Origin of the sequence: Halalkalibacter lacteus, from assembly GCF_036663595.1 — a bacterium.
Classification (GTDB): domain Bacteria; phylum Bacillota; class Bacilli; order Bacillales; family Bacillaceae_D; genus Halalkalibacter; species Halalkalibacter lacteus.
On record NZ_JAWRVL010000010.1, the window covers coordinates 82,414 to 106,965 of the forward strand.

At 36.1% G+C, this 24,552-nt stretch carries 21 protein-coding genes and 1 pseudogene; 15 read left to right on the forward strand and 7 right to left on the reverse strand.

Annotation, left to right across the window (positions count from 1 at the left end):
- Positions 1-622: 622 nt before the first annotated feature.
- Positions 623-2,197, forward strand: a complete 1,575-nt coding sequence (locus SAZ04_RS09440; protein ID WP_332694427.1) for a Vga family ABC-F type ribosomal protection protein — start codon at positions 623-625, stop codon at positions 2,195-2,197.
- 541 nt (positions 2,198-2,738) lie between these two features.
- On the opposite strand, the pseudogene SAZ04_RS23405 reads toward SAZ04_RS09440, so the two are convergent.
- Positions 2,739-2,837 (reverse strand): annotated as a pseudogene (locus SAZ04_RS23405) (helix-turn-helix domain-containing protein); the annotation flags it as partial.
- Positions 2,838-3,356: 519 nt separating this feature from the next.
- Between SAZ04_RS23405 and SAZ04_RS09450 the strand changes: the two are divergent.
- The 13 genes from SAZ04_RS09450 to tnpA all read left to right on the forward strand — a co-directional run bounded on the left by SAZ04_RS09450 (position 3,357) and on the right by tnpA (position 16,716).
- Positions 3,357-4,679 carry an ABC transporter substrate-binding protein gene (locus SAZ04_RS09450; RefSeq protein WP_332694431.1) on the forward strand — a complete coding sequence of 441 codons (1,323 nt, stop codon included), beginning with the start codon at positions 3,357-3,359 and terminating at the stop codon, positions 4,677-4,679.
- A 103-nt stretch (positions 4,680-4,782) separates the two neighbouring features.
- Positions 4,783-5,667 (forward strand): carbohydrate ABC transporter permease, encoded by an 885-nt coding sequence (locus SAZ04_RS09455; protein ID WP_332694433.1) that lies wholly within the window; start codon positions 4,783-4,785, stop codon positions 5,665-5,667.
- Positions 5,668-5,669: 2 nt separating this feature from the next.
- On the forward strand, positions 5,670-6,557 hold the full coding sequence (locus tag SAZ04_RS09460) for a carbohydrate ABC transporter permease (RefSeq protein ID WP_332694435.1): 888 nt from the start codon (positions 5,670-5,672) through the stop codon (positions 6,555-6,557).
- 99 nt (positions 6,558-6,656) lie between these two features.
- Positions 6,657-8,009: a glycoside hydrolase family 172 protein gene (locus SAZ04_RS09465; RefSeq protein ID WP_332694437.1), complete on the forward strand. Its 1,353-nt coding sequence runs from the start codon at positions 6,657-6,659 to the stop codon at positions 8,007-8,009.
- 25 nt (positions 8,010-8,034) lie between these two features.
- A complete protein-coding gene (locus SAZ04_RS09470; RefSeq protein ID WP_332694439.1) occupies positions 8,035-9,516 on the forward strand; it encodes a glycoside hydrolase family 32 protein in 1,482 nt (493 codons plus the stop codon).
- Between the two features lie 124 nt (positions 9,517-9,640).
- On the forward strand, positions 9,641-10,321 hold the full coding sequence (locus tag SAZ04_RS09475; protein WP_332694441.1) for a YesL family protein: 681 nt from the start codon (positions 9,641-9,643) through the stop codon (positions 10,319-10,321).
- Positions 10,314-10,628, forward strand: coding sequence for a PfkB family carbohydrate kinase (locus SAZ04_RS09480; protein ID WP_332694443.1), 315 nt, complete (start codon positions 10,314-10,316; stop codon positions 10,626-10,628). The genes SAZ04_RS09475 and SAZ04_RS09480 overlap by 8 nt, the downstream gene beginning before the upstream one ends.
- A gap of 15 nt (positions 10,629-10,643) precedes the next feature.
- Positions 10,644-10,832, forward strand: a complete 189-nt coding sequence (locus SAZ04_RS09485; protein ID WP_332694527.1) for a hypothetical protein — start codon at positions 10,644-10,646, stop codon at positions 10,830-10,832.
- Positions 10,765-11,118 (forward strand): PfkB family carbohydrate kinase, encoded by a 354-nt coding sequence (locus SAZ04_RS09490; RefSeq protein WP_332694445.1) that lies wholly within the window; start codon positions 10,765-10,767, stop codon positions 11,116-11,118. The genes SAZ04_RS09485 and SAZ04_RS09490 overlap by 68 nt, the downstream gene beginning before the upstream one ends.
- Positions 11,119-11,652: 534 nt before the next feature.
- Complete coding sequence (locus tag SAZ04_RS09495) at positions 11,653-12,972, forward strand: ABC transporter substrate-binding protein (RefSeq protein WP_332694447.1); 1,320 nt, start codon at positions 11,653-11,655, stop codon at positions 12,970-12,972.
- Between the two features lie 33 nt (positions 12,973-13,005).
- Positions 13,006-14,751 carry a sensor histidine kinase gene (locus SAZ04_RS09500; protein ID WP_332694449.1) on the forward strand — a complete coding sequence of 582 codons (1,746 nt, stop codon included), beginning with the start codon at positions 13,006-13,008 and terminating at the stop codon, positions 14,749-14,751.
- Positions 14,752-14,757: 6 nt separating this feature from the next.
- A complete protein-coding gene (locus tag SAZ04_RS09505) occupies positions 14,758-16,293 on the forward strand; it encodes a helix-turn-helix domain-containing protein (protein WP_332694451.1) in 1,536 nt (511 codons plus the stop codon).
- 120 nt (positions 16,294-16,413) lie between these two features.
- Positions 16,414-16,716: an IS200/IS605 family transposase gene (gene tnpA / locus SAZ04_RS09510; RefSeq protein WP_332694453.1), complete on the forward strand. Its 303-nt coding sequence runs from the start codon at positions 16,414-16,416 to the stop codon at positions 16,714-16,716.
- 309 nt (positions 16,717-17,025) lie between these two features.
- Here tnpA and SAZ04_RS09515 read toward each other — a convergent pair whose 3' ends face one another.
- From SAZ04_RS09515 to SAZ04_RS09540, 6 genes are all read right to left on the reverse strand, one after another.
- Positions 17,026-17,274 carry a DUF2535 family protein gene (locus SAZ04_RS09515; protein WP_332694455.1) on the reverse strand — a complete coding sequence of 83 codons (249 nt, stop codon included), beginning with the start codon at positions 17,272-17,274 and terminating at the stop codon, positions 17,026-17,028.
- Positions 17,275-17,464: 190 nt separating this feature from the next.
- Positions 17,465-18,592 (reverse strand): carboxynorspermidine decarboxylase, encoded by a 1,128-nt coding sequence (gene nspC / locus SAZ04_RS09520; RefSeq protein ID WP_332694457.1) that lies wholly within the window; start codon positions 18,590-18,592, stop codon positions 17,465-17,467.
- 1 nt (position 18,593) lies between these two features.
- The gene (locus tag SAZ04_RS09525) at positions 18,594-19,826 is read right to left on the reverse strand and encodes a saccharopine dehydrogenase family protein (RefSeq protein WP_332694459.1); all 1,233 of its coding nucleotides are present in this window, start codon (positions 19,824-19,826) and stop codon (positions 18,594-18,596) included.
- 739 nt (positions 19,827-20,565) lie between these two features.
- Positions 20,566-21,501, reverse strand: coding sequence for a response regulator (locus SAZ04_RS09530; RefSeq protein ID WP_332694461.1), 936 nt, complete (start codon positions 21,499-21,501; stop codon positions 20,566-20,568).
- Positions 21,501-22,760 (reverse strand): sensor histidine kinase, encoded by a 1,260-nt coding sequence (locus SAZ04_RS09535; RefSeq protein WP_431308987.1) that lies wholly within the window; start codon positions 22,758-22,760, stop codon positions 21,501-21,503. Before SAZ04_RS09535 ends, SAZ04_RS09530 begins: the two co-directional genes overlap by 1 nt.
- A 249-nt stretch (positions 22,761-23,009) precedes the next feature.
- The gene (locus SAZ04_RS09540) at positions 23,010-23,357 is read right to left on the reverse strand and encodes a helix-turn-helix domain-containing protein (protein ID WP_332694465.1); all 348 of its coding nucleotides are present in this window, start codon (positions 23,355-23,357) and stop codon (positions 23,010-23,012) included.
- 188 nt (positions 23,358-23,545) lie between these two features.
- Here SAZ04_RS09540 and SAZ04_RS09545 point away from each other — a divergent pair, with 188 nt between their 5' ends.
- A complete protein-coding gene (locus tag SAZ04_RS09545; protein WP_332694467.1) occupies positions 23,546-24,550 on the forward strand; it encodes an asparaginase in 1,005 nt (334 codons plus the stop codon).
- Positions 24,551-24,552 lie beyond the last annotated feature (2 nt).

Sequence of the window (24,552 nt, forward strand, 5' to 3'; positions counted from 1 at the left end):
CATACCAGCATGAGAGAATGCGAGAGTTTTTGTTTCCTGAAGAGATTTTAGTTTACTTACGGAATGATTATACGTTCGAAAAAAAGCAGGCTATCAAGAAGCGATTGTTTCACTATATTTTCAGGATCTTGTTTAAGGTGCCTGGTTGGTTTGAATTATTCGCATAAACGCCAGTTTGTTAGTGACTCAAAACAGCCCATTGATTTTTTTCCAGATGATAAATTGCCATTTTAACGCAGAGCAAAAGCTTAGTACAAACTAAATTAAAATTAGAATGACCAATGTGTAGCTTATAATTGTATGTTATACATATATTTGACAATTTTTAAAGTGTCGTTTAAAGTAGAAATTAATAAAAAGCGGAAGGGTGAACCAACTACATGAAGTACTAATCCTATTTACGAAAAGTCATGAATTGAAGGTGTTTTTTAACAGGTGAATGTTTCTGTTTATTTTTTGATGCCTTCAATCGGAGTTTTCAGAATAGGATTGGATTTCTATAGTTGAACCTAAAAGAGGAGTAGTCTCTCTTTTTGATGTCCATCTATACCTATGCCTCCTATTCTGAAAGTAGATAGGGGGCATTTTTTGTCCCTAGAAAATGAAAAATGGGGATGATTGTATGATTCTATTAGAAGCACTTAATATAAAACAGATTGTAAAGGACCGTTTATTATTAGATGTTGATCAATTACACATTCACAGGAATGATCGAATTGGGTTAGTTGGCCATAATGGAAGTGGAAAAACGACATTATTGAACGTTTTGGCTGGAAAGGTATCGCCAGAAAATGGGACCGTTATTCGTCATGCCGAGTGTGAGCTTTTGCCGCAGATAAAACGAACAGATACAACCAAAAGTGGAGGAGAAGTTACACAGGAATACATTAATCAAGCTCTCGTTAAAGCTCCAGAAATTTTATTTGCAGACGAACCAACGACAAACCTTGATACAGAGTATATTGAGTGGCTGGAAAAGAAACTAAGAGGGTGGAAAGGAGCTTTTGTGATTGTATCTCATGATCGAGCATTTCTTGATGCCATTTGTACAACGATATGGGAGATACATGATGGGCAGTTAAAAGAGTATAAAGGCAACTATAGTGATTATGCAGAACAGAAGGAATTGAAGCATCGTCAAAAGAAAGTAGCTTATGAAAAATATGAGCTAAAGAAAAAACAGTTAGAAGAAGCCTTGAAACTAAAAGAGAAAAAAGCTGAAAAAGCAACGAAAACGCCAAAAAAAATAAGCAAATCAGAAGCGAAAATAACTGGTGCGAAACCATACTTTTCCAAGAAACAAAAGAAGCTCCAACAGGCAGGAAAAGCAATCGAAACGAGATTAGAAAAACTAGAAAAAGTAGAAAAAATAAAAGAGACTCCTCCACTCAAAATGAACTTGCCGAACGCGGACACGTTTATAAAACGAAATATTCTTCGTGTACAAGGTGTTTTGGGTGTCATAGGTGAGCGTGAACTTTGGAACAAAACAAGTTTTAATGTCAGAGGTGGTGATAAATTAGCGATAATCGGCCCGAATGGAAGTGGGAAAACGACTCTTGTGAAAAAAATCATCAATCAAGATGACGGTATTACAATTTCTCCGTCAATGAAAATAGGTTATTTTAGTCAAAACTTAAATATAGTAGATGTTGAAAAGTCGATTATTGAGAATGTCCGTCAATCCTCAAAGAAGGATGAAACATTCATTCGAACTGTGCTTGCTAGACTGCATTTCTATCGAGATGATGTGTATAAGCTTGTAGGGGTTTTAAGTGGGGGTGAGCGAGTTAAAGTAGCGCTTGCGAAGTTATTTCTAAGCGATATTAATACGTTAATTTTGGATGAACCGACGAATTTTCTCGATATTGAAGCTGCCACTGCATTGGAATCACTTTTAAAAGAATATGAAGGCACCGTGATCTTCGTCTCACATGACCGTCGACTAATCGAAAATATCGCCACCCGGATTTTGGCTATTCGTAACAAGGAGATCGTAATGTTTGAAGGAACGTATCATCAATATAAAAGTAATGAAAATCAAAAAAAGCGAGATAACGATGAAGATAAAAGGCTCGTCCTCCAAACGAAAATATCAGAGGTACTAAGTCGGTTAAGTATCGAACCAAGTGAAGAATTAGAAAAGGAGTTTCAACTGCTATTAGAAGAGAAACAGAAATTGGATACGTTGGAATAACTAAGAGTATATGGAGAAAGAACAAGAAGATAGTATTTGAGACTTTAGATTAGGGTTCCTATCCTCCGGTCCTTACGAGAGCTGATGCGGTTCTTCCTCATGCGGACCTTAGTGGACTAACGCAAAAGTATCGAGCGATGGAATAAATGCTACACCAGACGGGGATGATGTTATTTATGAGCTAATCCAAGTTCAGTATATGTTTGAATACACGCCAACAAATAGTTTCAACTTAACTTATAATTATTCGAGTAGTATCAGAGACCTTTTAAGTACAAATGAAACAAGAGCTATTTCAAACGACGTGTTTCTAGGACTTGCGGAGAATTCCTTTGTTGTACAGCAAATGGAAAAGCTAATTATTCAGCTAACACAAATTCCAATCGTTTCAATGTTTGTGTCAAAAGAAAAGATAAATGAGTTAGACAAAAAATTAGCGCAAATCAAATAGTTTTCGGGTTCCTGTCCGCCGGTACGTTAAAGTATAGGGGGATAGGAGCCTTTTTCTCAACGCATAAAACTCCTCTGGCGACATCTTTCCGTAATCAATGACCGTGTTCCTTGAGACGTTCAATTTCTTGGCGATTTGACTTTTCGATAATCCTTGACTACGAAGCTCATGAATCTCGTTGTATAACATTCTTTTTTCCACTCCTCATTCCTCACTTTCAATAGACTATCTCAAGTATATTGAAAACGGGTCAGTTTAGGGTAAACTGTTGAATCTTATTTGTGGATTTCTGTTTACTCTTAATTGGAAAACTGTTTATTCTAGTTTATCGTTTACAACATTTCTATAATATAAATTTTTGACCCTTAGTCGACTACTCAATAATGATAAATTTCTGACTATTAAATAAACCGCTTTCATTTCTCTAAAAATGTATGACAGCTTTAAAATATATTAGAATTTTCAATTTGGAGATAAGGTTCTACAATTAAAAGTGTAATCAAGTAAGTCATTACTTTCATTAAAATAATTGAAGGGGGACAGCAAAAGAGAATAATCATCATCGTTATTGGAGAGTTGATAGAAAGGCTTATTAATAGGAAATAAGAAAAGATTTCGTATAACAAAAATGAAACCGATTACCAAGTTACGTATCTTAAAAAATGATTAAGAACCAAATAATCTAGTTAAAAAAGGAGTTAGGAAAAAATGATTAATAGATTAAAGCATTTACCCTTTTTAAGCTTGTTGCTGTTGATGGTTATAAGTGTTTTAGGTTGTAGTCAAAGTAATGAAAGCGCTACAGATCCTGTTAATGGTAGTGAAACGAGCGAGGAGGTCACCATTGATTTTGCTATACATGTGGCGAATCCAAAAGACCAGGAGCCAGCTTTTTACCAAACGGTTGAGAAGTTTATGGAACAGAATCCTGATATTACGATTAATTTACAAGGGACTGACCAGCAAGAACATATTCGAAATATTAAAATGAAATCGCAATCTAATGCACTTCCAGATATCTTTTGGATGTTACCAGCTTCAGCACAAGAGTTAGAAGAGGCAGGGCAACTTCTTGATCTAACACTATTTCTAGACAACAATCCTGAGTTGGTTGAAAAATTCCATATGAATATGTTTGAAACGTATCAAATCGATGGTAAGCAATATGGAATGCCTTACCAGCCCTTAGTTACAGGATTTTGGTATAACAAAGCTCTATTTGATCAATACAAAGTAGATTTACCAGAAACATATGAAGATTTAACAGAAGCTGTAAAAGTGTTTGAGGAAAATGATGTTGTGTCAATAGCAAAAGGTGCTAGAGATCCTTATTCCGTTTGGGCGTTTCTAACGATGTTCTCTAGGTACGGATATTTTGACAAAATTGATGACATTCTTACCGGGGAAGAAAGCTTTAACAATGACGACTTTTTAAAGTTCTATGAAAATATTGATGAGTTGAGAGAACTCGGAGCATTTCCGGATAACATCACAACGCAAAGTTATTTTCAGGCGGTTGAGACATTTATGACTGGTGAGGCCGCCTTGCTTGATGCGGGAGTATGGGAAACCAAAAAAATAGAAGAAAGTGAATTGGCAAACGATGTCGGTTTCTGGTGGGGACCAACATTTGCTGATGGCGTAGGGAACCAAAATACTTCTTCGATTGTACCAGCAGCTCCTTTAGTTGTCGGCAAACATGTCGAGGATGACCAAGCGAAATATGAGGCAGTAATGAAATTCTTGCAATTCTACTATAGCGAAGATGGAGCTCAAATCATGTTGGATAATCAAGTTCCTCCAATGATTGTATTCGATGGGGAAATAGATGAAGAGAAACATCCAGTATTTGCGAAAGTTGTAGAGCAAATGAATAGAACCGATTGGGAGAGTCAGCCTAATCAACCAGACCTAGTTGTATCTGAATCTATTGCGAATGCTTTGTATGACAGTATTTATGGAGTCATGAACGGAATCTATACACCGGAAGAGGCTCTTGATGTAGTAGCGAACAGAATTTCAGGGCCGTAAAAAATTGCAAAAGGGGTTCTGCTGCAGCAATTAGGCTGTGGTAGAACCATCAAAAAAAGTATGATGTAAAACAAAAAATGATTTCGAACATGGAGGGGTGAATATGCATTGGCTTAGTAAAAAGCGTTATATATGTTTCATGCTTCTACCTACCCTGTTAGTGTATTCGGCTTATATTATTCTCCCTATTATAATAGCCTCTTATTATAGTCTTACTAGGTTCTCAGGGATTGGGGAACCAGAGTTTATTGGCCTTAAAAATTATCAGGCCCTCTTGCAAGATCCATTCTTCTGGGTTTCGTTAAAGAACACAGTCATTGTATTAGGTGTCACGTTGATCGTGTTAATACCGAGTGCGTTTTTTCTAGCATTGCTCCTTAATCGGGATGTAAAAGGTTCAAATGTGTTAAAAGCGTTAAACTTTGCACCGGCTGTGATCGCACCGATTTTAGTAGGGTTGATTTGGGTATTTATCCTTGATCCGGATATGGGATTTGTAAATGTATTTTTACAAAAAATAGGCTTAGAACAGTTAGCGTTTCAGTGGATAGGTGGAACAACTCTTACACCGTACTCGGTAGGGGTAGTAGAGAGCTGGAGGATTTTAGGATTTATCGCAACAATCTTTCTCGCTGGTTTAGCTACTATACCTCGTGAAATTTATGAAGCTAGTGACATTGATGGTGCCAATCGAGTACAAAAATTGATCTTCATTACGATACCGATGTTAAATGAAACATTTAAGATTAACGTTATTCTTATTATCACGTTCTGCTTCAAAATATTTGAAACCGTACTCCAACTGACTAACGGCGGTCCTAACCACCTTTCTGAAGTTTTAGTCACCTATATGTACAATGTGACATTCATTTCCGGTGAATATGGATATGGAATGGCCGTTGCGGTCGTTACCTTATTAATCACAATTGTATTTATGGCTCTGTTTATGGGGCTAAGCAGAAAACGAGTAGAGAAGAAGGGGGTGTAATCATGAATCAAGCAATGACTCAAAGGCAGGAAAATCAGAATCTAGCTAAATCAGAAAAGAGTAAAACAAAAAGTAAGATTTGGTCGTACATCCCTATTTACGCCATTACCTTGATTGTTATGCTGCCCTTTCTATGGATGATCCTTCTGTCATTTAAGTCAAATAGTGAAATATTAACGAGTCCGTTTAGTTTGCCAACAAATTTAAGTCTTGAAAATTACAGAAGTGCTATTGCAACCCTAGACCTCCTCTTAATGTACAAAAATACAATTATTATAGCTGTCATTACGGTTGTAGTAGTCATTATTATTACATTTATGAGTTCATTTGCATTAAGCAGAATGGTATTTAAATCAGGGAAATTAAAAGGAGGATTATATTATTTTCTATTACTTGGATTAGCTATTCCACCTTTTATTCTATTGTTTCCAATTTACCGAATTACAATCATGTTTGATTTGATGAATACACATGCTTCCCTCATTTTGCCTTATATTGCAACATCGATCTCTTTTAATACCTTGTTGTTTATGGGTTTTTTAAAGGGATTCCCGAAGGAACTTGAAGAAGCAGCGATTATCGATGGGTGTAATCTATTTACTTTATGTAAATCAGTTGTTCTTCCTATTATTATCCCTGTGATTGCAACAATTTTTATCTTTAATATTTTGTATGTATGGAATGAGTTTCCATTTGCAGTCACATTAATTAGTAGTGACTCTCTAACCACTGTTCCACTAGGAATTTCAGAATTTAAAGGAAGGTGGAATATTGACTATGGTGGTATTATTGCCGCTACCGTATTAGTTATGATTCCACAACTTATTTTCTATGGCTTTTTCCAAAAGTATATTATTGCCGGTATGACAGCCGGAGCAGTAAAAGGATAGGGTTTACGGTTGCTATGAGTGACAGTCTCATAGCAAGCAAATGAAGTCTTATAACCAAATGAAAAATTAAATACATTACACTTTGGAGGAGAAGAAACTATGAAAACACAATCAAACGGATTTATGCAAAATTTAACAAGACACGCGGATGTTAGATCGGCAAGACTTTCAAGTTCAGATCAAACAGGTAGAAACCAAGATTATTGGTTAATTCCACCAAATGAATCAGTAGTATTAGGTGAAATCGAAGGACCTGGATGTTTGACTCATTTTTGGATGACGTCGTTCTGCAGAAAAATAATGGGACCAAGTATTGTCGATCCAGCATTAGGAAGCAATGTAGCACCCGTAAATGAGATTCACAACGCATTAGGAGTTACGTGGGAAGAACAAGATCCGTTCTACTATAGAAAGGCTTTAATTAAAATTACGTGGGACGATCAAGATACACCAAGTGTGTTGGCTCCATTTGGAGATTTCTTCTGCGTAGGTCATTCATTGCCAGGGAACTTTGAATCAGCTCCATTTAATGTATCTGTTAAACCAGAGGAAGCGAATAAATTTGGTGCACCTGCTGCCCTGAACTGCTTCTTCCCGATGCCATTTAACAAAAAAGCGAAAATTGAAATTGTGAACGAAAATAAGATGCCATTTGGTTTGTACTTTTACATTGATTATGAATTATATAAAGAGGAGTTACCTGAGGATACTGTTTACTTCCATGCAAATTGGCATCGTGAAAATCCTTGCGAAGGCTGGGGGAATGATCTTCAAGTGAATAGCCCTGCTATTCAAAGTGTGGCTAACTTATCGGGTGAAGAAAACTATGTCGTTTTAGAAACGGAAGGAAAAGGTCACTATGTTGGTTGTAACTTATCAGTCAATCATTTCCAAGGCAGCTGGTGGGGTGAAGGGGATGATATGATCTTCATCGATGGTGAGAAGCAACCAAGTATTAATGGAACAGGGAGTGAAGATTACTTCGGCCATGCTTGGGGAATGCAGAAGAATGCGTTTTTGTATAATGGTTCGATTATTCATGAAAGTGAAAAGCCTGGCTACCAAGTTTCGTACCGATTCCATATAGCAGATCCGGTTCATTTCTCTGAAAGCATTAAGGTTACACTCGAGCATGGCCATGCGAATCACTTATCTGATGACTGGTCATCAACGGCATACTGGTATCAAACATTGCCATCTCCAAAACTTGATATTTTGCCAGTAGAAGACAGACTTCCCCATGTTGCCGAAATGCCTGCAGTCGTGCAAAAGGAAAAACCAACATTAAATGAAGAGCAGCAAAAAGCGTATGAATCTGCAAAAGAGTTAGAAAAGACCTATGTAGAAGAAAAGAAACATCAAATGGAATTAAAATACAACAAAACAAGAGAATCACAACAAGGGAACATTGAGCACGCGAAACGAGTTAAAGATTCGTTAAACAGTAAATAAACTAAACGAGTGTGAGGTGAGGATTATGGTGATGACAAATACCAAACATGTAGAAGAACTTAAGAAAGCAAATGACGAAATTGCGAGGAACAAAGGCAAAGTGGAAAATAGTCCTTATCGTCTTAAGTATCACTTTATGGCGCCTGTTGGATGGATTAATGATCCTAATGGTCTTGTACAGTATAAGGGCCAGTACCATTTATTCTATCAATATTATCCGTATGCTTCTAGCTGGGGACCCATGCATTGGGGCCATGCTAAGAGCAAGGACTTGGTAAATTGGGAGCACTTGCCGGTCGCGTTAGCTCCATCAGAATCCTATGATTCTGGAGATGTAGAGGGGTATGGATGTTTCTCTGGAAGTGCGGTTGTGGACGGAGAAGAACTTGTTTTGATTTACACAGGCCATGTCGATGGAAACGAACCTCAACAAGTTCAAGCGATTGCAACGAGCAAAGATGGAATTTCTTTTGAGAAGTATGAGCAAAATCCGGTCATTAACCAATTTCCTGTAGATGGTTCAAAGGATTTTAGAGATCCGAAAGTCTGGAAGTATGAAGATACATGGTATATGGTCGTTGGTTCAAAAAAGGATGGAAAAGGGAAAGCCTTATTATATGTATCTACTGATTTAAAGCAGTGGGATTACAAAGGTGTTGCGGCAGAAAGTGATGGTACACAAGGGGATATGTGGGAATGTCCTGACCTGTTTCCAATCGACGATCGTCATGCCCTGATTGTCTCTCCAATGTATGGGGCTCAAAACGAAAAGCCGTTTTATGTAATCGGAGGTATGAACTATGAAAAAGGTGTTTTCACACAAGAGACGTGCAGAACGTTAGATTATGGCTTCGATTTTTATGCACCGCAAACTTTGGTTGATGAACAAGGCCGAAGAATTATGATTGGTTGGATGGAGAAGTGGTTAACCAAAATGCCTTCCCAAGAACATGGTTGGGCTGGGGCAATGGGCGTTCCGAGAGAGCTTGTATTGGAAGGGGACGATACCCTCAAGCAAAAGCCTGTAGCTGAGCTAGCTGACTTACGATTCGACTATAAGAAATTAGAGGCATTTGAAGTTTTAGATACGACGAATGTAAATGAACTCCAAGAGACAGTTTCAGAAACGATTATAGATTTTAATATTAAGGAAACAGAAGCGACCGTATTTGGAATTCATCTTAGGTGCTCTGAAGATGGAACTGAAAAAACGGAAATCTTACTTGATCTTGAAAAGAAAGAGATTGTTATGGATCGTGAGCATTCTGGTTGCGGAGAAAAGGGAATCAGCAAAGCGCCGTTAACCGAAACGGACGATGGCACGGTCAACCTTCGTATTTTTATGGATGCGACATCTGTTGAGGTCTTTGTTAATGATGGGGAGAAAGTGATTACCAATCGAATTTTCCCAGATGCCGATAGTACTCAATTTAAACTTTTTACTAACGGGGGAAAGGTGAGTATCAATCGCATTGAATCTTGGAAACTAGATTCTGTTTGGAAGTAAGGCTTTTATCAAGGTACAAATGAGATATGGGACCTTTGAAAGGTGAGGTCCCATTTTCTTTTCTCATTATAAGAAAGATGAGAGCTCTGTTTAGCACAAACCTAACAGAGAGTGAGGGATGTATATGCAATACACTGGTATGATGATAGGTGGACTTTATCGTGTATGTGAGTGGGTTATGCGACTTGCTTATGTCAATTTGCTTTGGATCGGATTTACATTGGTCGGGTTTGTAGTGTTTGGCTTTTTCCCATCAACTGCAGCGATGTTTGCTGTAGTAAGAAAATGGGTGATGGGAGAGTGTGATACTCCTATATTTCCTACGTTTTATCAAGCCTATAAAAAAGAGTTTCTGAAAATGAATCTACTAGGAGTTAGCTTAGTAGTAGTTGGCTATATTTTATTTATTGACTATCAATTTTTTCAAGCAATGCAATCTTATTACCTTCAGCTGTTTTCATATGTGTTTTTAGCTTTGCTACTTGTTTTTGGGGTAATTCATTTATACGTGTTTCCCGTTTACGTTCACTATGATTTGAAACCATTTCAGGTCGTGAAAAATGCATTGTTAGTAGCCATTGCAAGTCCGATCTCTACAGGAGTCATGTTAGTAGGAAGTGTGATTGTCTTATGGATTACCATTTTATATTTTAGTGTTCTTTTCTTTTTTAGTGGAAGTGCTTTAACATTCATAGTCATGTGGTCAGCATATCGAAGTTTTACGAAAGTTGAAAATCATTTGGACAATGTCATTTTAGATCAAAGGAATGAAAAACTAGTTAAGGTAGGTGGAAACAATGTATGATGTAACAGCATTAGGTGAGCTTTTGATTGATTTTACTCCAAATGGAACATCAGAAAAGGGTGAAAGTTTGTTTGAACAAAACCCTGATGGTGCACCAGCAAACGTATTAGTCGCTTTAGCAAAATTAAATAAACAAACGGCCTTTATTGGCAAAGTAGGCAATGATCAGTTTGGTCATTATTTGAAAAAGGTGATGGTAGAACATAAGGTTGATACGAGCGACTTAGTTATTTCTCAAGATGTGAATACAACATTAGCATTTGTTCATTTAGATGAAGATGGTGAGCGTTCTTTTAACTTTTATTGAAAACCAGGTGCTGATATGACCTTAGATAGCAAAGAAATAGATAAAAATGTGATCAAGAACTCTCGTATCTTTCATTTCGGTTCGCTTTCTATGACACATAAACCAGCAGCATCTGCCACACTCGATTCAGCTAAATATGCTAAGGAATGGAGTCATCGTGTCTTATGTTCCCAATTTACGACTGCCTTTATGGAGCTCGTCTGAAGAAGCCAAGAACATGATTGTAATAGGGTTACCGTATGCAGATGTACTGAAAATCTCCGAAGAAGAATTTCAGTTTATTACTGCATACATAGATTTAGAGAAAGGAACAGACTATCTATATAAGGAGTATGGGATCTCACTTGTATTTGTAACACGTGGAAAACAGGGCTGTTTTTACCGAATAAAGGACTTTACCGGTAGTAAGGAAGGAATAAAGGTAGCAGCGGTCGTTACAACAGGAGCTGGAGATGATTTTTCTTGGTGGAGTTCTTTACAAGATTCTTGAAGCGTGTGTACGTCCTTCCGAACTAAAAATGGAAGAAGTCAAGGGAATGGCAGCATTTGCTAATACAGTAGCTGCAACTTCAACACAACAAAAGGCGGGATACCGAGTGTGCCAATACTGTCAGAAATAGAAAAATTATTGAAAGAAGAAAATGCGGTAATTTAACATTTAATGATATAGAATTAACGACCTGTCCTCGATTATTCTTGAAGATAAGTCGTTTTTTTTGTTGCTAGATATTGGTTTTGAAAAATAACTAACATTTTCGAAAAATATTAGAATGGTTTTTGATATAATAGAAAATATAAAATAGTAAGTAAGAACTATCTCTAAAGGCGGTTCAGTTGTATCAAGCTCTAATATGTTAAGCATGCTTTATTTTTTATGAAAATGAAAGCGTTGACATTTTATGAGGGATTCATTGATTGCTGTCATTGTTTTTAATTGATTTGACATACTGTTTTCGTTTACTCGTTGATTCAACTAAACGTAAGTTTTACTAGTTGAAAATAAAACATGTGGGAGATCAAAATTATGAAGAAACGATATCAGAGCTTTTTGGTTTTGCTATTGCTTATACTAACGATAATTGGTTGCAACAAAGCTGATGAAAATCGATCAAGTGCTATCAATCATCAAAGTGATATTGAACAAATAACGATTGATCTTGCTATTCATGCTGCTAATCCAAAACGACAAGAACCCGCACTCTATGAAATCATCCAGAAATTTATGGAGCAAAACCCTGATATTAACATTATGATTCACGGAACGGAACAAAAAGCCCATGTGAAGAAAATGAAAATGTTGGCTCAATCAAATGATTTACCTGATATCTTTTGGGTGTTACCACATACTTCGACTGAGTTAAAAGAAGCGCGATTGCTACTTGATTTGTCCCCTTTTTTGGATGAAAACCGTCAATTAGTCGAAAAATTCCATGCAAATATGCTCGAACCGTATAACGATAACGGTCAACAATTTGGACTTCCATACCAGCCTCTGGTTACAGGTTTTTGGTATAACAAAGCACTGTTTGATCAATACAATGTGCCTTTGCCAGAAACTTATCAAGACTTAAAAGAAGCGGTAAAATTATTTGAAGAACAAAATATTGTTACGATTGCGAAAGGGTCTCAAGATCCTTACTCTGTTTGGGCATTTTTAACGATGCTATCAAGGTATGGCTTTTTTGATAAAATTGATCCCATCTTGGCTGGCGAAGAAAGCTATCAAAATCAGGGCTTTCTTCAATTTTATAAAAATATTGACGAACTGAGAGAACTGGGAGCTTTCCCAAAAAATGTAGCTACTTTAAATTATTTTCAAGCAGTTCAAATGTTTTTAAATGGTGATGCAGCAATGTTGGACGCTGGAGTATGGGAAACAAATAAAATTGAAGAAAGTGAAATAGCGGAAGATGTTGGTTTTTGGTGGGGGCCTATTTTCGAAAACGGGATAGAAAAGCAAAAAGTCTCATCAGTCGTTCCTTCAGCTCCGTTAGTCGTAAGCTCAAAAGTCAAAGATGATGATGAAAAAAATGCTGGTGTTATGTTATTTCTAAAGTTCTATTATAGTGAGGAAGGAGCACAGATTATGCTGGATAATCAAGTTCCTCCAATGATTCAATTTGAAGGGGAAGTAGATGAGAAGAACCATTCGGCATTTGCTAAAGTTATGGAGCAAATGAATCAACCTGGATGGGAAAGTCAACCTAACCAGCCAGATCTTGTTGTTCCATCTCAAGTTGGAGATGCCATTAATGAAAGTATTTATGGAGTGATTAATGGTATTTATTCACCAGAAGAAGCTCTTGGAGTAGTAAACAAAAAGATTACTAAACAAAAGCGATAATAGCAGACAGTAAGATTATAAGAGGGATGATAGATGAGAATGTTGAAAATACAACAACGAAATCTGACAATAAAACAGAAAATAATTATGTTAGCGATTCTCTCTACGTTAATTCCTTTACTAATTGTAGGAACGTTTGGTTTTTTATATTTAAATAAAGTAATGGAAAATAAAATATCAGATACAACCTCTAACTTCTTAAGTGTGATTGATTGGAACATTGATACGTTTGTTGCTGACATTGAAAGTAGCGCAAATATAATTGTTTCTACAAATGACATCCAAGGATTCTTGAATCATACAGAGTTGACACTTGAATCTTATCAAATGCAAACAGCTACAAGGGATCTACTTATTAATGTGACCAATAATAAACCGTATATCAATGCAGCTTATGTTGGTAACGAGCAAAATGAATACTTACAACTTAGTCAGGGACAAAGTAACTATTTTGGAACTGTTTATGATCAGATAAATCGTACAGATTGGTATAACATGCTAGAACAACAAGACGGGAACGGGGTTTGGTTTAAAGGGATAGAAGCTGATTTTATTGAAAGCTCGAATTTGTTAATGTATGGGAAAATCATTCGAGATTTAGATACTGTTGAGAAAATAGGTGTTTTGATTATTAGTGTCGATAAATCTGTATTTGATAATATGTTTGAAAATATTAATAACGAAGAAGAGATTTTAATATTAGATCAAGAAACAATCATTTATTCGAACGAAAATGAAAACCAAGATAAATATAGAAGCATTATAGAAACGTTGCAGAATCCAAAAGAAGCACAAATTGTTGAAGTAGAGAACGAAAAATATATTTTAAATTATGCTACAAATGCCAAAACGAACTGGAAAATTGTAAGCGTGATGCCTTATGAATATGTCGTAAAAGAATTTAATTATATTAGAGCACTTACGATTTTATTATTAGTTCTATCCTTTCTGCTAGCAACAATAAGTGCCTTTTTGATTTCAAAAAAAATCACGAAACAACTTTCATTATTGAGAAATGTAACAGAGGATATGGAAAAAAGAGAAGTGATATCGAATATCGCGTTTGACTCTAACGATGAAATTGGAAAAGTCGGGAATCGCTTTGTTCAATTGTATAACCGAAATAGTGAATTGACCGTCCAGCTCTATGAGTCTCAATTAAAAGAAAAAGAAGCTGAGCTTTTGGCCCTTCAAAATCACATTAATCCACATTTTTTGTACAATACGCTTAATTCGATCTTTTGGATGGCACAAAAAAGTAATGCGAAACTGATTGCAAAAATGGCAGTAAGTTTATCAAAAATATTTAAATTAACATTAAATGATGGAAAGTATATTACGACTGTAGAAAATGAAATTGATCAAGTGAAAAGTTATATCGATATTCAAAATATTCGTTTTGATAACAAAATTAAATACAGCGTTGATGTTGACCCGGAGCTTTTGACTAAAAAGATTATTAAATTGATTCTACAGCCACTTGTCGAAAATGCAGTTTATCATGGTTTAGAACTAAAAGAAGGAAATGGAAAAATCATAATCACTGGTCGAAAAGCAAACGATGCGATGATTTTTGAAGTCATTGATAATGGAGTTGGTTTTGACACGGAAGAAGTAGCTGCAAGTAAGCAAGGATATGCTTTAGAAAACATAAATGAAAGAATTAAGTTACAGTATGGTCAAAACTATGGAATGAAAATAGAAAGTAAAAAAGACAGAGGGACAAAGGTAATCATAAAGGTCGGATTAGAATTCGAGGATTGCAAAAGGAAGGGGTGACCGAAAATGTATAAAATGGTAATTGTAGATGATGAAAAAGTGGTATTAGATGGTCTGACTTCAGCAATAAATTGGTCGGATCATCAAGTTCAAATTGTAGGAACTTCTCTAGATGGGAATACGGCGTACAAATTAATTGAAGATACAAAGCCCCACATTGTGATGGCTGATATAAGAATGCCTGGATTGAATGGCTTAGACTTAATTGATAAAGTAAAGAATCTTCTGCCGGATACCGTATTTATCATTATTAGTGGCTATACAGAATTTGATTATGCGAAAAGGGCGCTCAAACTAGAAGTAGTGGACTATTTAACAAAACCAATTGAGATTGATGAAATTATTGCTTCAGTAAAAAAAGCAATTAACAAGTTTGATAGTATTCTAGTAGAAAAACAGAATAAGGATAAGATTCAAAAATATGAATTGCAATTAGAAGAAAAATATATGCTAGATGCTATTTTTGGTCATCAATTAAGCGATCATGAGCTAACGACTGAATTTGAAAATTGTACGGTACTCGTTTGTGGATTTACCTCTAAAGGGCTAACCAAATATAAAGAGCGGGATTTTATTAGGCATCTAAAAAAAACTTTTCAGAAAAATGGAGACAATGGATTTGTGTTTTTCGTTGATGAATATTTAGTTGTTGTATTTTCAAAATCGAATCAAGAGGAGAATAAAGCCATATTGGATTTTTCTGAATTAGTGGAGAATCAGGTTGGAGAATTAACTATAATCGGAGTGGGGAATACGTATGATGATCTAACATATGTTCAGCAATCATATAAAGAAGCAGTAGAAGCCTTTCACATCGGTATTTATTTAAATCGATCGTTTACGTATTATGATGCTTTGGAAAAAGTGGATCATAATGTAGGTTCTGATATGATCAAAATGATCGATAATTACTTCAACAAACAGAATTGGGATTTAAATAATCTGAACAAACTGATTGATGATTTATTACAATATTCCCAGCAAAAGATGCTGCCAGCAGTCAAAACAAAATATATGTGTTTTAGGCTAATAATAAATGTGTTTGATTATGTACAGAAAGAATATGAAGTCAATGTTGAACGTATTTTGGAAGAAAAACATGTGATATATAACCAATTACATCTATTGAGATCAATTGATGAGATGAAAGAATGGTTACTCGATAAGGGGAGTTTGCTCTCTGAGTATTTACAAGATAATCAAATGTCGCAGAAAGAGAAATTAATTGTTGATGTAAAAAAGTATATAGAAAACCATTTTTGTGAAGTTATTACTTTGGACGATATTGCTCAACAATTTCATATTAGTCCAGCCTATCTTAGTAGCTTGTTTTCAAAAAGGGTTGGCATGACATTGTTTGAATTTATCATTGATATGCGAATGAATACAGCAAAGGAACGACTCAGAACGACCAATTATAAAATCTCTGAAATTTGTCATCAAGTTGGATATGCTAATCAACGATATTTCAACCAAGTATTTAAAAAACATGTTGGCACCACACCAGGTAAGTATCGTTCTGAGCATTTAATTAGGCAGTAGCGTTTGTATAAAACAAAATTATTATTTTATACAAACGCGCGATCTAACTCCACCGTCTTTAGACGGTATACGTTTTTAGCCTTATCCTTCTAGTCCATACTTAAGGTGTGAGGTGAAAGTATGGACGGATATAAGAAGAATAGTCATGCAGTCTTTGACATCAAGTTTCATGTGATCTGGGTAACAAAATATAGATATAAGGTGTTACGTGGTCCGATTGCCGTAAGAACGCGAGAATTAATCAGGCAAGGATGTGAAGCAAGAGGCATCACAATCTTGCAAGGAAATGTTGGAAAAGACCACATCCACTTATTGTTATCATGTCCACCAAGCCTTGCTCCAAGTAAAATCATGCAGTACCTAAAAGGGAGATTATCAAGGCTTCTACAGGATCAATTTCCCGAATTGAAAAAGAAATATTAGGGCCTGCACTTATGGGCAAGAGGCTATTTTTGTGCCACAGTAGGAACAGTAGATGAAGAAACAAAATGAGTTTAGTCAAATTTTAGTGTGCTTGAGCATATAGGCTTTAAGATGACTTCAGTCTTATGAAGCGACTTTAGTCGTAGACATTTTATGTCCAAATCCACCTGCTTTAGCAGGTGGTCGTTTAAGAAACCAACGATGCATGGTGATGCTTGGATTGAGGTTCCTGACCCTCAGTGTGTTAAAGACTACTGAAAAAGGTAAAAACCAATTTTTTTCAGTGGCCTCCGTTAAAGCACTGTGGGACTAGGAATTTGTTTCTCCATAATCATGAAATAAATCCTCGAAATCAGACCATCTTATTTTTCGTTTTAAATACTCTCGAAAGGAATAGCTACTTTTTTCTTGAGGGTTCTTGTAAAGTGATGAAATAAAGAGTTGCAAACGAGCTTGAATCATAAAATAATAACGATCATTTGCTGCTACTACAGGGATTTCAGTGACTTTTACTTTCTGTCCAACAACATTCTTGAACTCTATTCTCTTATAAAACAAAATATCAGCCTCTTTATACCCGTTTCTTTCCATTATAACTGATTACCACAGGAAAAGTCTAAATATTATGTATTTAAGCTTATTAAAATAAAAAGAATCAGATTCTGTTTTTTAGAATCTGATTCTTTCAAAGGTCTCTGTGTGGGCAGGACATACGAGACCGTGCTCCCATCACATGGGTAACATTCTATTAGGCGAGTCTCGTCTTAAAATCTTCATAGCCAAATTCACGCACGATACGATAATCTCCAGCTTTATCTTTAACAGCAATAGCTGGTAATGGCATGCCGTTAAACGTGGTGTTTTTTACCATCGTATAGATTGCCATATCACCAAACACTAATCGGTCTCCAGACTTTAATGGCTGATCAAAAGAATAGTCTCCAATTGTATCACCGGCAAGACAAGTTTGCCCACCAAGTCGATAACTATATGGCTTTTCATTTACTTCCCCTGACCCAAGAAGAGGAGGGCGATAAGGCATCTCAAGCACATCCGGCATGTGACACGTTGCAGATGTGTCAAGGATCGCAATCTCCATTCCATTTTGCAGTGTATCAAGGACAGTCGTAACGAGATATCCAGCATTAAGAGCAATCGCTTCTCCTGGCTCAAGATAGACTTCTAAATCGTATTTCGTTTGCATTCTCTTAATACATTTTTCTAGTAATGGAATGTCATAATTTTCTTTGGTGATGTGATGACCGCCGCCAAAGTTAATCCACCCCATTTGTGATAGATAAGGTCCAAATTTTTCTTCAATCGCATTCAGCGTTGTTTCTAAATCGTCAGAGTTTTGCTCGCAAAGTGTGTGGAAATGTAGCCCTGACACACCATCAAGCAAAGCGGGACGAAAATGCTCTATTGTAACACCAAAGCGGGAACCTGGTGAGCATGGGTCATAAATCGCATGCCCCTCTTGTGTGGAGCATTCAGGATTGATGCGCAAACCAACTTTTTTCCCAGCTTGAAGAACTTTGTCTTTAAACTTTTCTATCTGTGAGAAGGAATTAAAGATGATATGATCACAATATGAGATAATTTCATCAATCTCATCATCACGATAAGCAGGGGAAAAGACATGATTTTCTTTCCCCATCTCCTCATGACCAAGCCGTGCCTCATATAACCCGCTTGATGCTGTACCACTTAAATATTCCCCAATTAATGGATACAACGTAGACATTGAAAATGCTTTTTGTGCCAGGATAATTTTTGAATCTGTACGTTCCATGACGCCGTTTAGGATCATAAGGTTCTTTTCCAGAAGACTTTCATCTACTACGTAACAAGGTGTTGGTAATTCGTCAAACAGCATATTAACGTACAGTCTCCGGGTGTTTAATATGCTTAGAATCGACAAGCTCTGGGTTAAAGCTTTCTTTCCATGGCAATCCCCACTTGTTCAATGCATCCATAAACGGATCCGGGTCGAATTCCTCGATATTGTATACGCCAGCCTTATTCCACGTTCCAGTCATGAGCATCATCGCACCAATCATTGCCGGAACACCTGTTGTATAAGCGACTGCCTGTGAGCCTACTTCTTTATAGCATTCTTCATGGTCACACACATTGTATACATAATACGTTTTTTCTTTTCCATCTTTTTTTCCTGTAAAGATACAACCAATGTTCGTTTTCCCCTTTGTACGAGGACCAAGAGATGATGGATCAGGTAACATAGCTTTTAAGAACTGAAGTGGAACGATTTGTTTCCCTTCATATTCAATTGGTTCAATTGAAGTCATGCCGACATTTTCAAGACATTTTAGGTGAGTTAAGTAACTTTCTCCAAATGTCATAAAGAAACGGATTCGCTTAATCCCAGGAATATTTAAGGCAAGAGACTCAATTTCTTCATGATGTAATAAATACATATCCTTTTTACCGATTTCAGGGAAGTTGTAAATGCGTTTAATTTCCATCGGTTTCGTTTCGATCCATTCACCGTTCTCCCAATAACTTCCGTTTGCAGACACTTCACGGATATTGATCTCAGGATTGAAATTCGTAGCAAAAGGATACCCATGATCTCCTGCGTTGCAGTCAAGAATATCAATGTATTCAATTTCATCAAAGTGATGTTTTAGAGCATGTGCAGAAAATACACCTGTCACACCAGGGTCGAAGCCGCTACCTAAAAGAGCCGTAATTCCAGCCTTTTCAAAACGCTCACGGTAATCCCATTGCCATTTGTATTCAAACTTTGCCGTATCTTCCGGCTCATAATTGGCTGTATCTAAATAGTTAGTTTTCGTTGCAAGACAAGCATCCATAATCGTTAAATCTTGATATGGCAAAGCTAAATTCATCACGATATCTGGTTTGACCTCTTCAATTAATGCAATTAACTCATCTACATTATTGGCGTCAACTTGTGCAGTGGTAATGTTCGTTTTTCCACCATCTAGTTTCGCTTTTAAGTCATCACATTTTGATTTTGTACGACTCGCGATACAAATCTCTTCAAATACCTCACTGTTTTGGCAACATTTCTGGATGGCTACTGACGCCACCCCACCACATCCAATAATAAGTGCTTTTCCCATTATCCTATCTCCTAACTAAATAGATTTTGCAAATGAAAGAGAAATCTTACAACCACAACCTAACTAGCAGCACATCAACTACTTAGGATCGATTCCCTCTCAAAAACCTTTTTAAAACAACAAAAAAGCAAGTGCAAAACGCATATCGCGCACAACACTTGCTAAGATATCATCAATAATATTAAAAAAGCATAAGTAAATTCATGACGAAAGTCATATGTATGCGTGTACTACCATAAAAATCAAAAAATAGTATGATAGAAAGCTCTTTAATATTCAAAATATCTTAATAGGATCAGAGTCTATATAGCAAATAATCACTTTTTAGCACTCTTATTGACCGTTTCACAAGTTGATGTGCAAGTGCACTGGTTGTAAAGTAACCAACTTATAAAATTTGAGCTTTTAACTCAATCAATAAGGCAACTAAAGTTGCCGATTGGCATTTGACCTAGAGCCCCTCTGCCTTAACTTCCCTAAAGTAAGTGGTGAAAATTATCTGCTTGGAAAGACCCGACTTAGTAAATATTCCCTCTCCAAATAACGCTACTCTAGATTATCAACATATAATCAAAATATCAATAGGGATAAAGAAAAAATTTCGACTAGGGAATTAGTTCTTTACGAGAGTGCCATTTAACGAAAAACGGTTTGCTGAAAAATTATCGGTGCTTCCTAATGTATCGGGTTAGTTGTGGTGCCTGTCATTTGACGAATTCGACAGGTGCCAGGCACCAGCTTACTCTGACATCATTCGTTTTGATTCAAAATACAAAGTGTGAATGAATTTTTTTGTGTTAATTCGAGTCGTGGATACTGATACTGAAGAGCTTGATTCACTTTTTATTTCCAACATTTTCTTTCGGACGATTGAAAAGTCAAAAAAGTGGGATGCATGTTTCTCGAATAGGATATTTGAAAAGTCAGTCAGCCCTAAGGAAGCTAAATGATCTAATGAATGATAAATCGTTCTTCTCACGCGTTGTTTAGAAGCTTTTATCTCCTTGTTCACCTCGGCTGCATCTATTGATAACCCAAGCTTTTGATAAGCTAACTCTTCATAAATCACATTTAGTGATGGAAATCCCTGTTCAAACGTATTTCTTTTTTCATAATTAAATAAAAATGCCAATATGTCTAGCAAATCTTTACTACCCGCTTCTCCTGAAATACCTAACTCAGACAATAGAAATTGACCATAATGCTTAATGGAATAATCTTTGAATTCAGGTCGGCTCTGTTCCGATTTAGAATTCAATTGAAAAACAGAGTTTAACGACTGTTGAATGTCATGGATTGATTTTTCTAAGCGGACATGTTCCATTACTTTGCGAATAACCGCTAACACTTCGATTTTATTAATGGGCTTAATAATATAATGTTCAATACCAAGTAAGTACGCTTCACTAATTAATTCTTTATCCTCAACTTGAGATATCATAATGATTTTGCCTTTATACGTAGGTTTGATTGCTTGAATGGTTTCAAGCCCATCAAGTTTAGGCATTAATAAGTCAATTAATAAGATATCAACCTTCTGTATATTCAAGGTTTCTCCGTCTAATAAGGAACCATCTTCAGATTCACCAACGACTTGGCCGAGAGCTTCGTCTTCAATAAATTGAGCCAGCATGGAACGAACGGTTACATCATCATCTATAATATAAAAATTCATCAAGAATCTTCCTTTTTAATTAAATTTTCAATGGGCAAACGGATGGTAAATACGGTTCTTTTATGCTTCAAGTTACTTTCGAAAGTAACTTGACCGTTCAGTTTGGTCACCATATCTTTTATAAAGGCTAGTCCAATACCCGTCGAGGGATTACCTACAGCATCAAATTTAGAAGTGAACCCAGGCTTGAAAATTAATTCTTTGTGCTTTTCTAAAATACCAGGTCCGTTATCTTCTATTAGAAATTCAATGGTATGTTGCTTGGCACGTACATCGATGTTAATCGCACCTTCATAATGAATGGCCTCGACAGCGTTAGCAACAATGTTGTTGAGAATCGATAACACGGTAAAAACATGAAATTGCTGGCGAACGTCTTGAATTGTATAAGTAAGACGAATGTCTTTTTCAAGTAACCTAGCATAGTTTTCATTTGCACGTACAATAATTTTAATAAGTTCATCGATATTGACATAATCAACAAAACCTTCGTTATAGATAAGTTTTGATAATCCAGCAAAGATGCGTTGATTATCTTTTTTCATTTCATGAACTTCACCAGAGATCTCTAATAATTGTTGACGTGTTTTTTTAAGTTTTATACTATCAATAGGGGAATCTTGGTTTAATTCTCTGTAAAGATTAAATGCTTTCCTTGTAATCGTTTCAGAGTTTTGAAGGGTTTTTTTTAAGTGAATAGACTCTTCATATAAATTTGAGATGAGCATTACCATATGTTCATTTTGTTTTTTTATCTCCTGCTCTTTTAATTGGGTCTCATATAATTTCATCATGCTGAAGACACCTAAGACCATAAAGCTGTGAGAGAGTGAAATGATCAACATCTCAGTCCATGCCCCTGAACTAATTGTAACTCCAAATGCAAGGTACTGTACAAAAATCTCGAAAAGGTCGGAAATGATTTCAATGACGATGCCAAAGAAGCCAATAAGTAAAGGGCGATGATGGTAACGATTAACTCTAGCTAGATAAAATAGACATGTATATGTGAAGTAAAAGAAAAATGTTGGATAATGAGCTTCAAAAGAATCGAACCAATTAAAGTTTGATAACATCATCCAGTCTAAAAAAATACGATAGGCGACGACCGCTAAAGCGGTTAAGAGGCCTGGGATAATCGTTCTATTCTTTAAAAAAAGTAAGAATAGGAAAATGACGGGAGGGCCCAAACTAACGCGAAATGTAGCATTGATAGGATAAAAGTTTATTTCACCTGCCAATGGGACAAACAATATCATGAGAAGAATGATGTAATACTCTTTCCTTAGTAAAGGATCTATGTTCAATTGTGTCACTTCCTATTTATAACTTTCGATCACACTTCATACAACTGTTCTAGTTTGATTGCTCAGTCAATGATTTAAGGCAATGAAGTTTGCTTATTTTAACTATAGCATACCTCTTTGATTTCGATTTCCCCTTAAGTTGTCATTTTAATAATATTGATCCGGGGATACGATTGCTAATTTTAGTTCCAGAAGAAACGATTACATTTCTTTAATAGATTTATTTAACTGGCGCTTTACTCTGGTAAATGCAATAAAATTGCTTAACTCTTCTCTGTTTAATGGCTCATTATCAAGTGAGAGTACTCTCTCCTCTGCTACCAACAGCTTAATAAGGTCAAGCTCCCGGTTATTTTCCTCTTCGCGATTTAATAGATAATCCACTGTTATTTCATACAAATCAGCAATTTCTACTAACGCTTGTATAGGAGGCATTCGATATCCAGATTCATAACCTGCATAAGTGCTTTTTGCAATACCAAGTCGGTCAGCAGTTTCCTGCATAGACCAATTTTTGTTTTTTCTAAGTTCTAATAATCGTTTCAGCAACTGTACCCCTACTCCCTTATTTTTATAGTTCTACATTATAGCATGAGAATAAAACATATCAAGAAAGAAAGTTCGCGAATCGAAAACAAACATGTTGATATTTTGCATTTTTGATGTTTATAATAAACACATCGTTCGCGTTATGAAAACAAATTGTTAGATTATATTGAAAATAAAGGAGAACAGACATGAAGAGATTATTGTTACTTGCAACAGGAGGAACGATTGCCTCAATAGAAGGAGAAGAGGGACTTGTTCCAGGTTTATCAGCTAAGGATCTACTAAACTATTTTAAAGATACATCCTTATCTGTTGATGTAACATACCAAATATTGATGAACAGAGACAGTACAAACATTCAGCCAGAACATTGGGTTCAAATGGCAGAAGCAATTAGTGAAAACTATGACCAATATGATGGATTTGTTATTACTCATGGAACAGATACGTTGGGTTATACATCAGCAGCATTGTCCTATATGCTACAAGGTTTGCAAAAACCGGTTGTTGTGACAGGTTCTCAAATTCCTATCAGTTTTAAAAAGACGGACGCTATTAAGAATCTATCGGATTCACTCGTTTTTGCAAGCGAAAACATAGGAGGTGTGTTTGTTGTCTTTGATGGACGTGTCATTATGGGGACAAGAGCAGTTAAAATGCGGACGAAAAGCTATGATGCTTTTGAAAGCATTAACTTACCTTACGTTGCTTCAATTAAAGAAAAAAACATTACTTATTACTGGAAGCCTGAGACTACCAAACAGGAACTTACATTAGATACAAGTCTATGTTCTGATGTATTTGTATTGAAATTGCACCCTGGAACCAAGCCTGAAATTTTTGATGTTTTTAAAAAGTTATACAGGGGCGTTATTATTGAAAGTTACGGGAATGGTGGGGTGCCATTTGAAGAAAGAAATCTGTTGCCTAAAGTTAAAGAGTTGATCGATGATGGGGTTGCTGTCCTTATTTCAACCCAATGTTTAGAAGAAGGGGAGGATTTGCTTCTTTATGAGGTAGGGAGAAAGGTAGCACAATATGATGTGGTTTTATCAGGTGATATGAACAAAGAAGCGATTGTAGCAAAATTTATGTGGGCTCTTGGTGTAACGACAGATGTAAAACAAGTCAAACAATTAATTGAAACATCAATAGCTTATGACTTATCAACAACTTGGGAAACTGAAGTTTAAAG

Bases quoted from the DNA above. Each gene is read 5' to 3' on its own strand.
- SAZ04_RS09530 (WP_332694461.1), bottom strand. From the start codon at position 21,501: ATGAATTTTTATATTATAGATGATGATGTAACCGTTCGTTCCATGCTG.
- SAZ04_RS09500 (WP_332694449.1), top strand. From the start codon at position 13,006: ATGAGAATGTTGAAAATACAACAACGAAATCTGACAATAAAACAGAAA.
- SAZ04_RS09465 (WP_332694437.1), top strand. From the start codon at position 6,657: ATGAAAACACAATCAAACGGATTTATGCAAAATTTAACAAGACACGCG.
- SAZ04_RS09460 (WP_332694435.1), top strand. From the start codon at position 5,670: ATGAATCAAGCAATGACTCAAAGGCAGGAAAATCAGAATCTAGCTAAA.
- SAZ04_RS09495 (WP_332694447.1), top strand. From the start codon at position 11,653: ATGAAGAAACGATATCAGAGCTTTTTGGTTTTGCTATTGCTTATACTA.
- SAZ04_RS09485 (WP_332694527.1), top strand. From the start codon at position 10,644: ATGACCTTAGATAGCAAAGAAATAGATAAAAATGTGATCAAGAACTCT.
- SAZ04_RS09490 (WP_332694445.1), top strand. From the start codon at position 10,765: ATGCTAAGGAATGGAGTCATCGTGTCTTATGTTCCCAATTTACGACTG.
- SAZ04_RS09440 (WP_332694427.1), top strand. From the start codon at position 623: ATGATTCTATTAGAAGCACTTAATATAAAACAGATTGTAAAGGACCGT.
- SAZ04_RS09535 (WP_431308987.1), bottom strand. From the start codon at position 22,760: ATGATATTGTTTGTCCCATTGGCAGGTGAAATAAACTTTTATCCTATC.
- SAZ04_RS09505 (WP_332694451.1), top strand. From the start codon at position 14,758: ATGTATAAAATGGTAATTGTAGATGATGAAAAAGTGGTATTAGATGGT.
- SAZ04_RS09450 (WP_332694431.1), top strand. From the start codon at position 3,357: ATGATTAATAGATTAAAGCATTTACCCTTTTTAAGCTTGTTGCTGTTG.
- tnpA (WP_332694453.1), top strand. From the start codon at position 16,414: ATGGACGGATATAAGAAGAATAGTCATGCAGTCTTTGACATCAAGTTT.
- SAZ04_RS09475 (WP_332694441.1), top strand. From the start codon at position 9,641: ATGCAATACACTGGTATGATGATAGGTGGACTTTATCGTGTATGTGAG.
- SAZ04_RS09525 (WP_332694459.1), bottom strand. From the start codon at position 19,826: ATGGGAAAAGCACTTATTATTGGATGTGGTGGGGTGGCGTCAGTAGCC.
- SAZ04_RS09480 (WP_332694443.1), top strand. From the start codon at position 10,314: ATGTATGATGTAACAGCATTAGGTGAGCTTTTGATTGATTTTACTCCA.
- SAZ04_RS09470 (WP_332694439.1), top strand. From the start codon at position 8,035: ATGGTGATGACAAATACCAAACATGTAGAAGAACTTAAGAAAGCAAAT.
- SAZ04_RS09545 (WP_332694467.1), top strand. From the start codon at position 23,546: ATGAAGAGATTATTGTTACTTGCAACAGGAGGAACGATTGCCTCAATA.
- SAZ04_RS09455 (WP_332694433.1), top strand. From the start codon at position 4,783: ATGCATTGGCTTAGTAAAAAGCGTTATATATGTTTCATGCTTCTACCT.
- nspC (WP_332694457.1), bottom strand. From the start codon at position 18,592: ATGCTGTTTGACGAATTACCAACACCTTGTTACGTAGTAGATGAAAGT.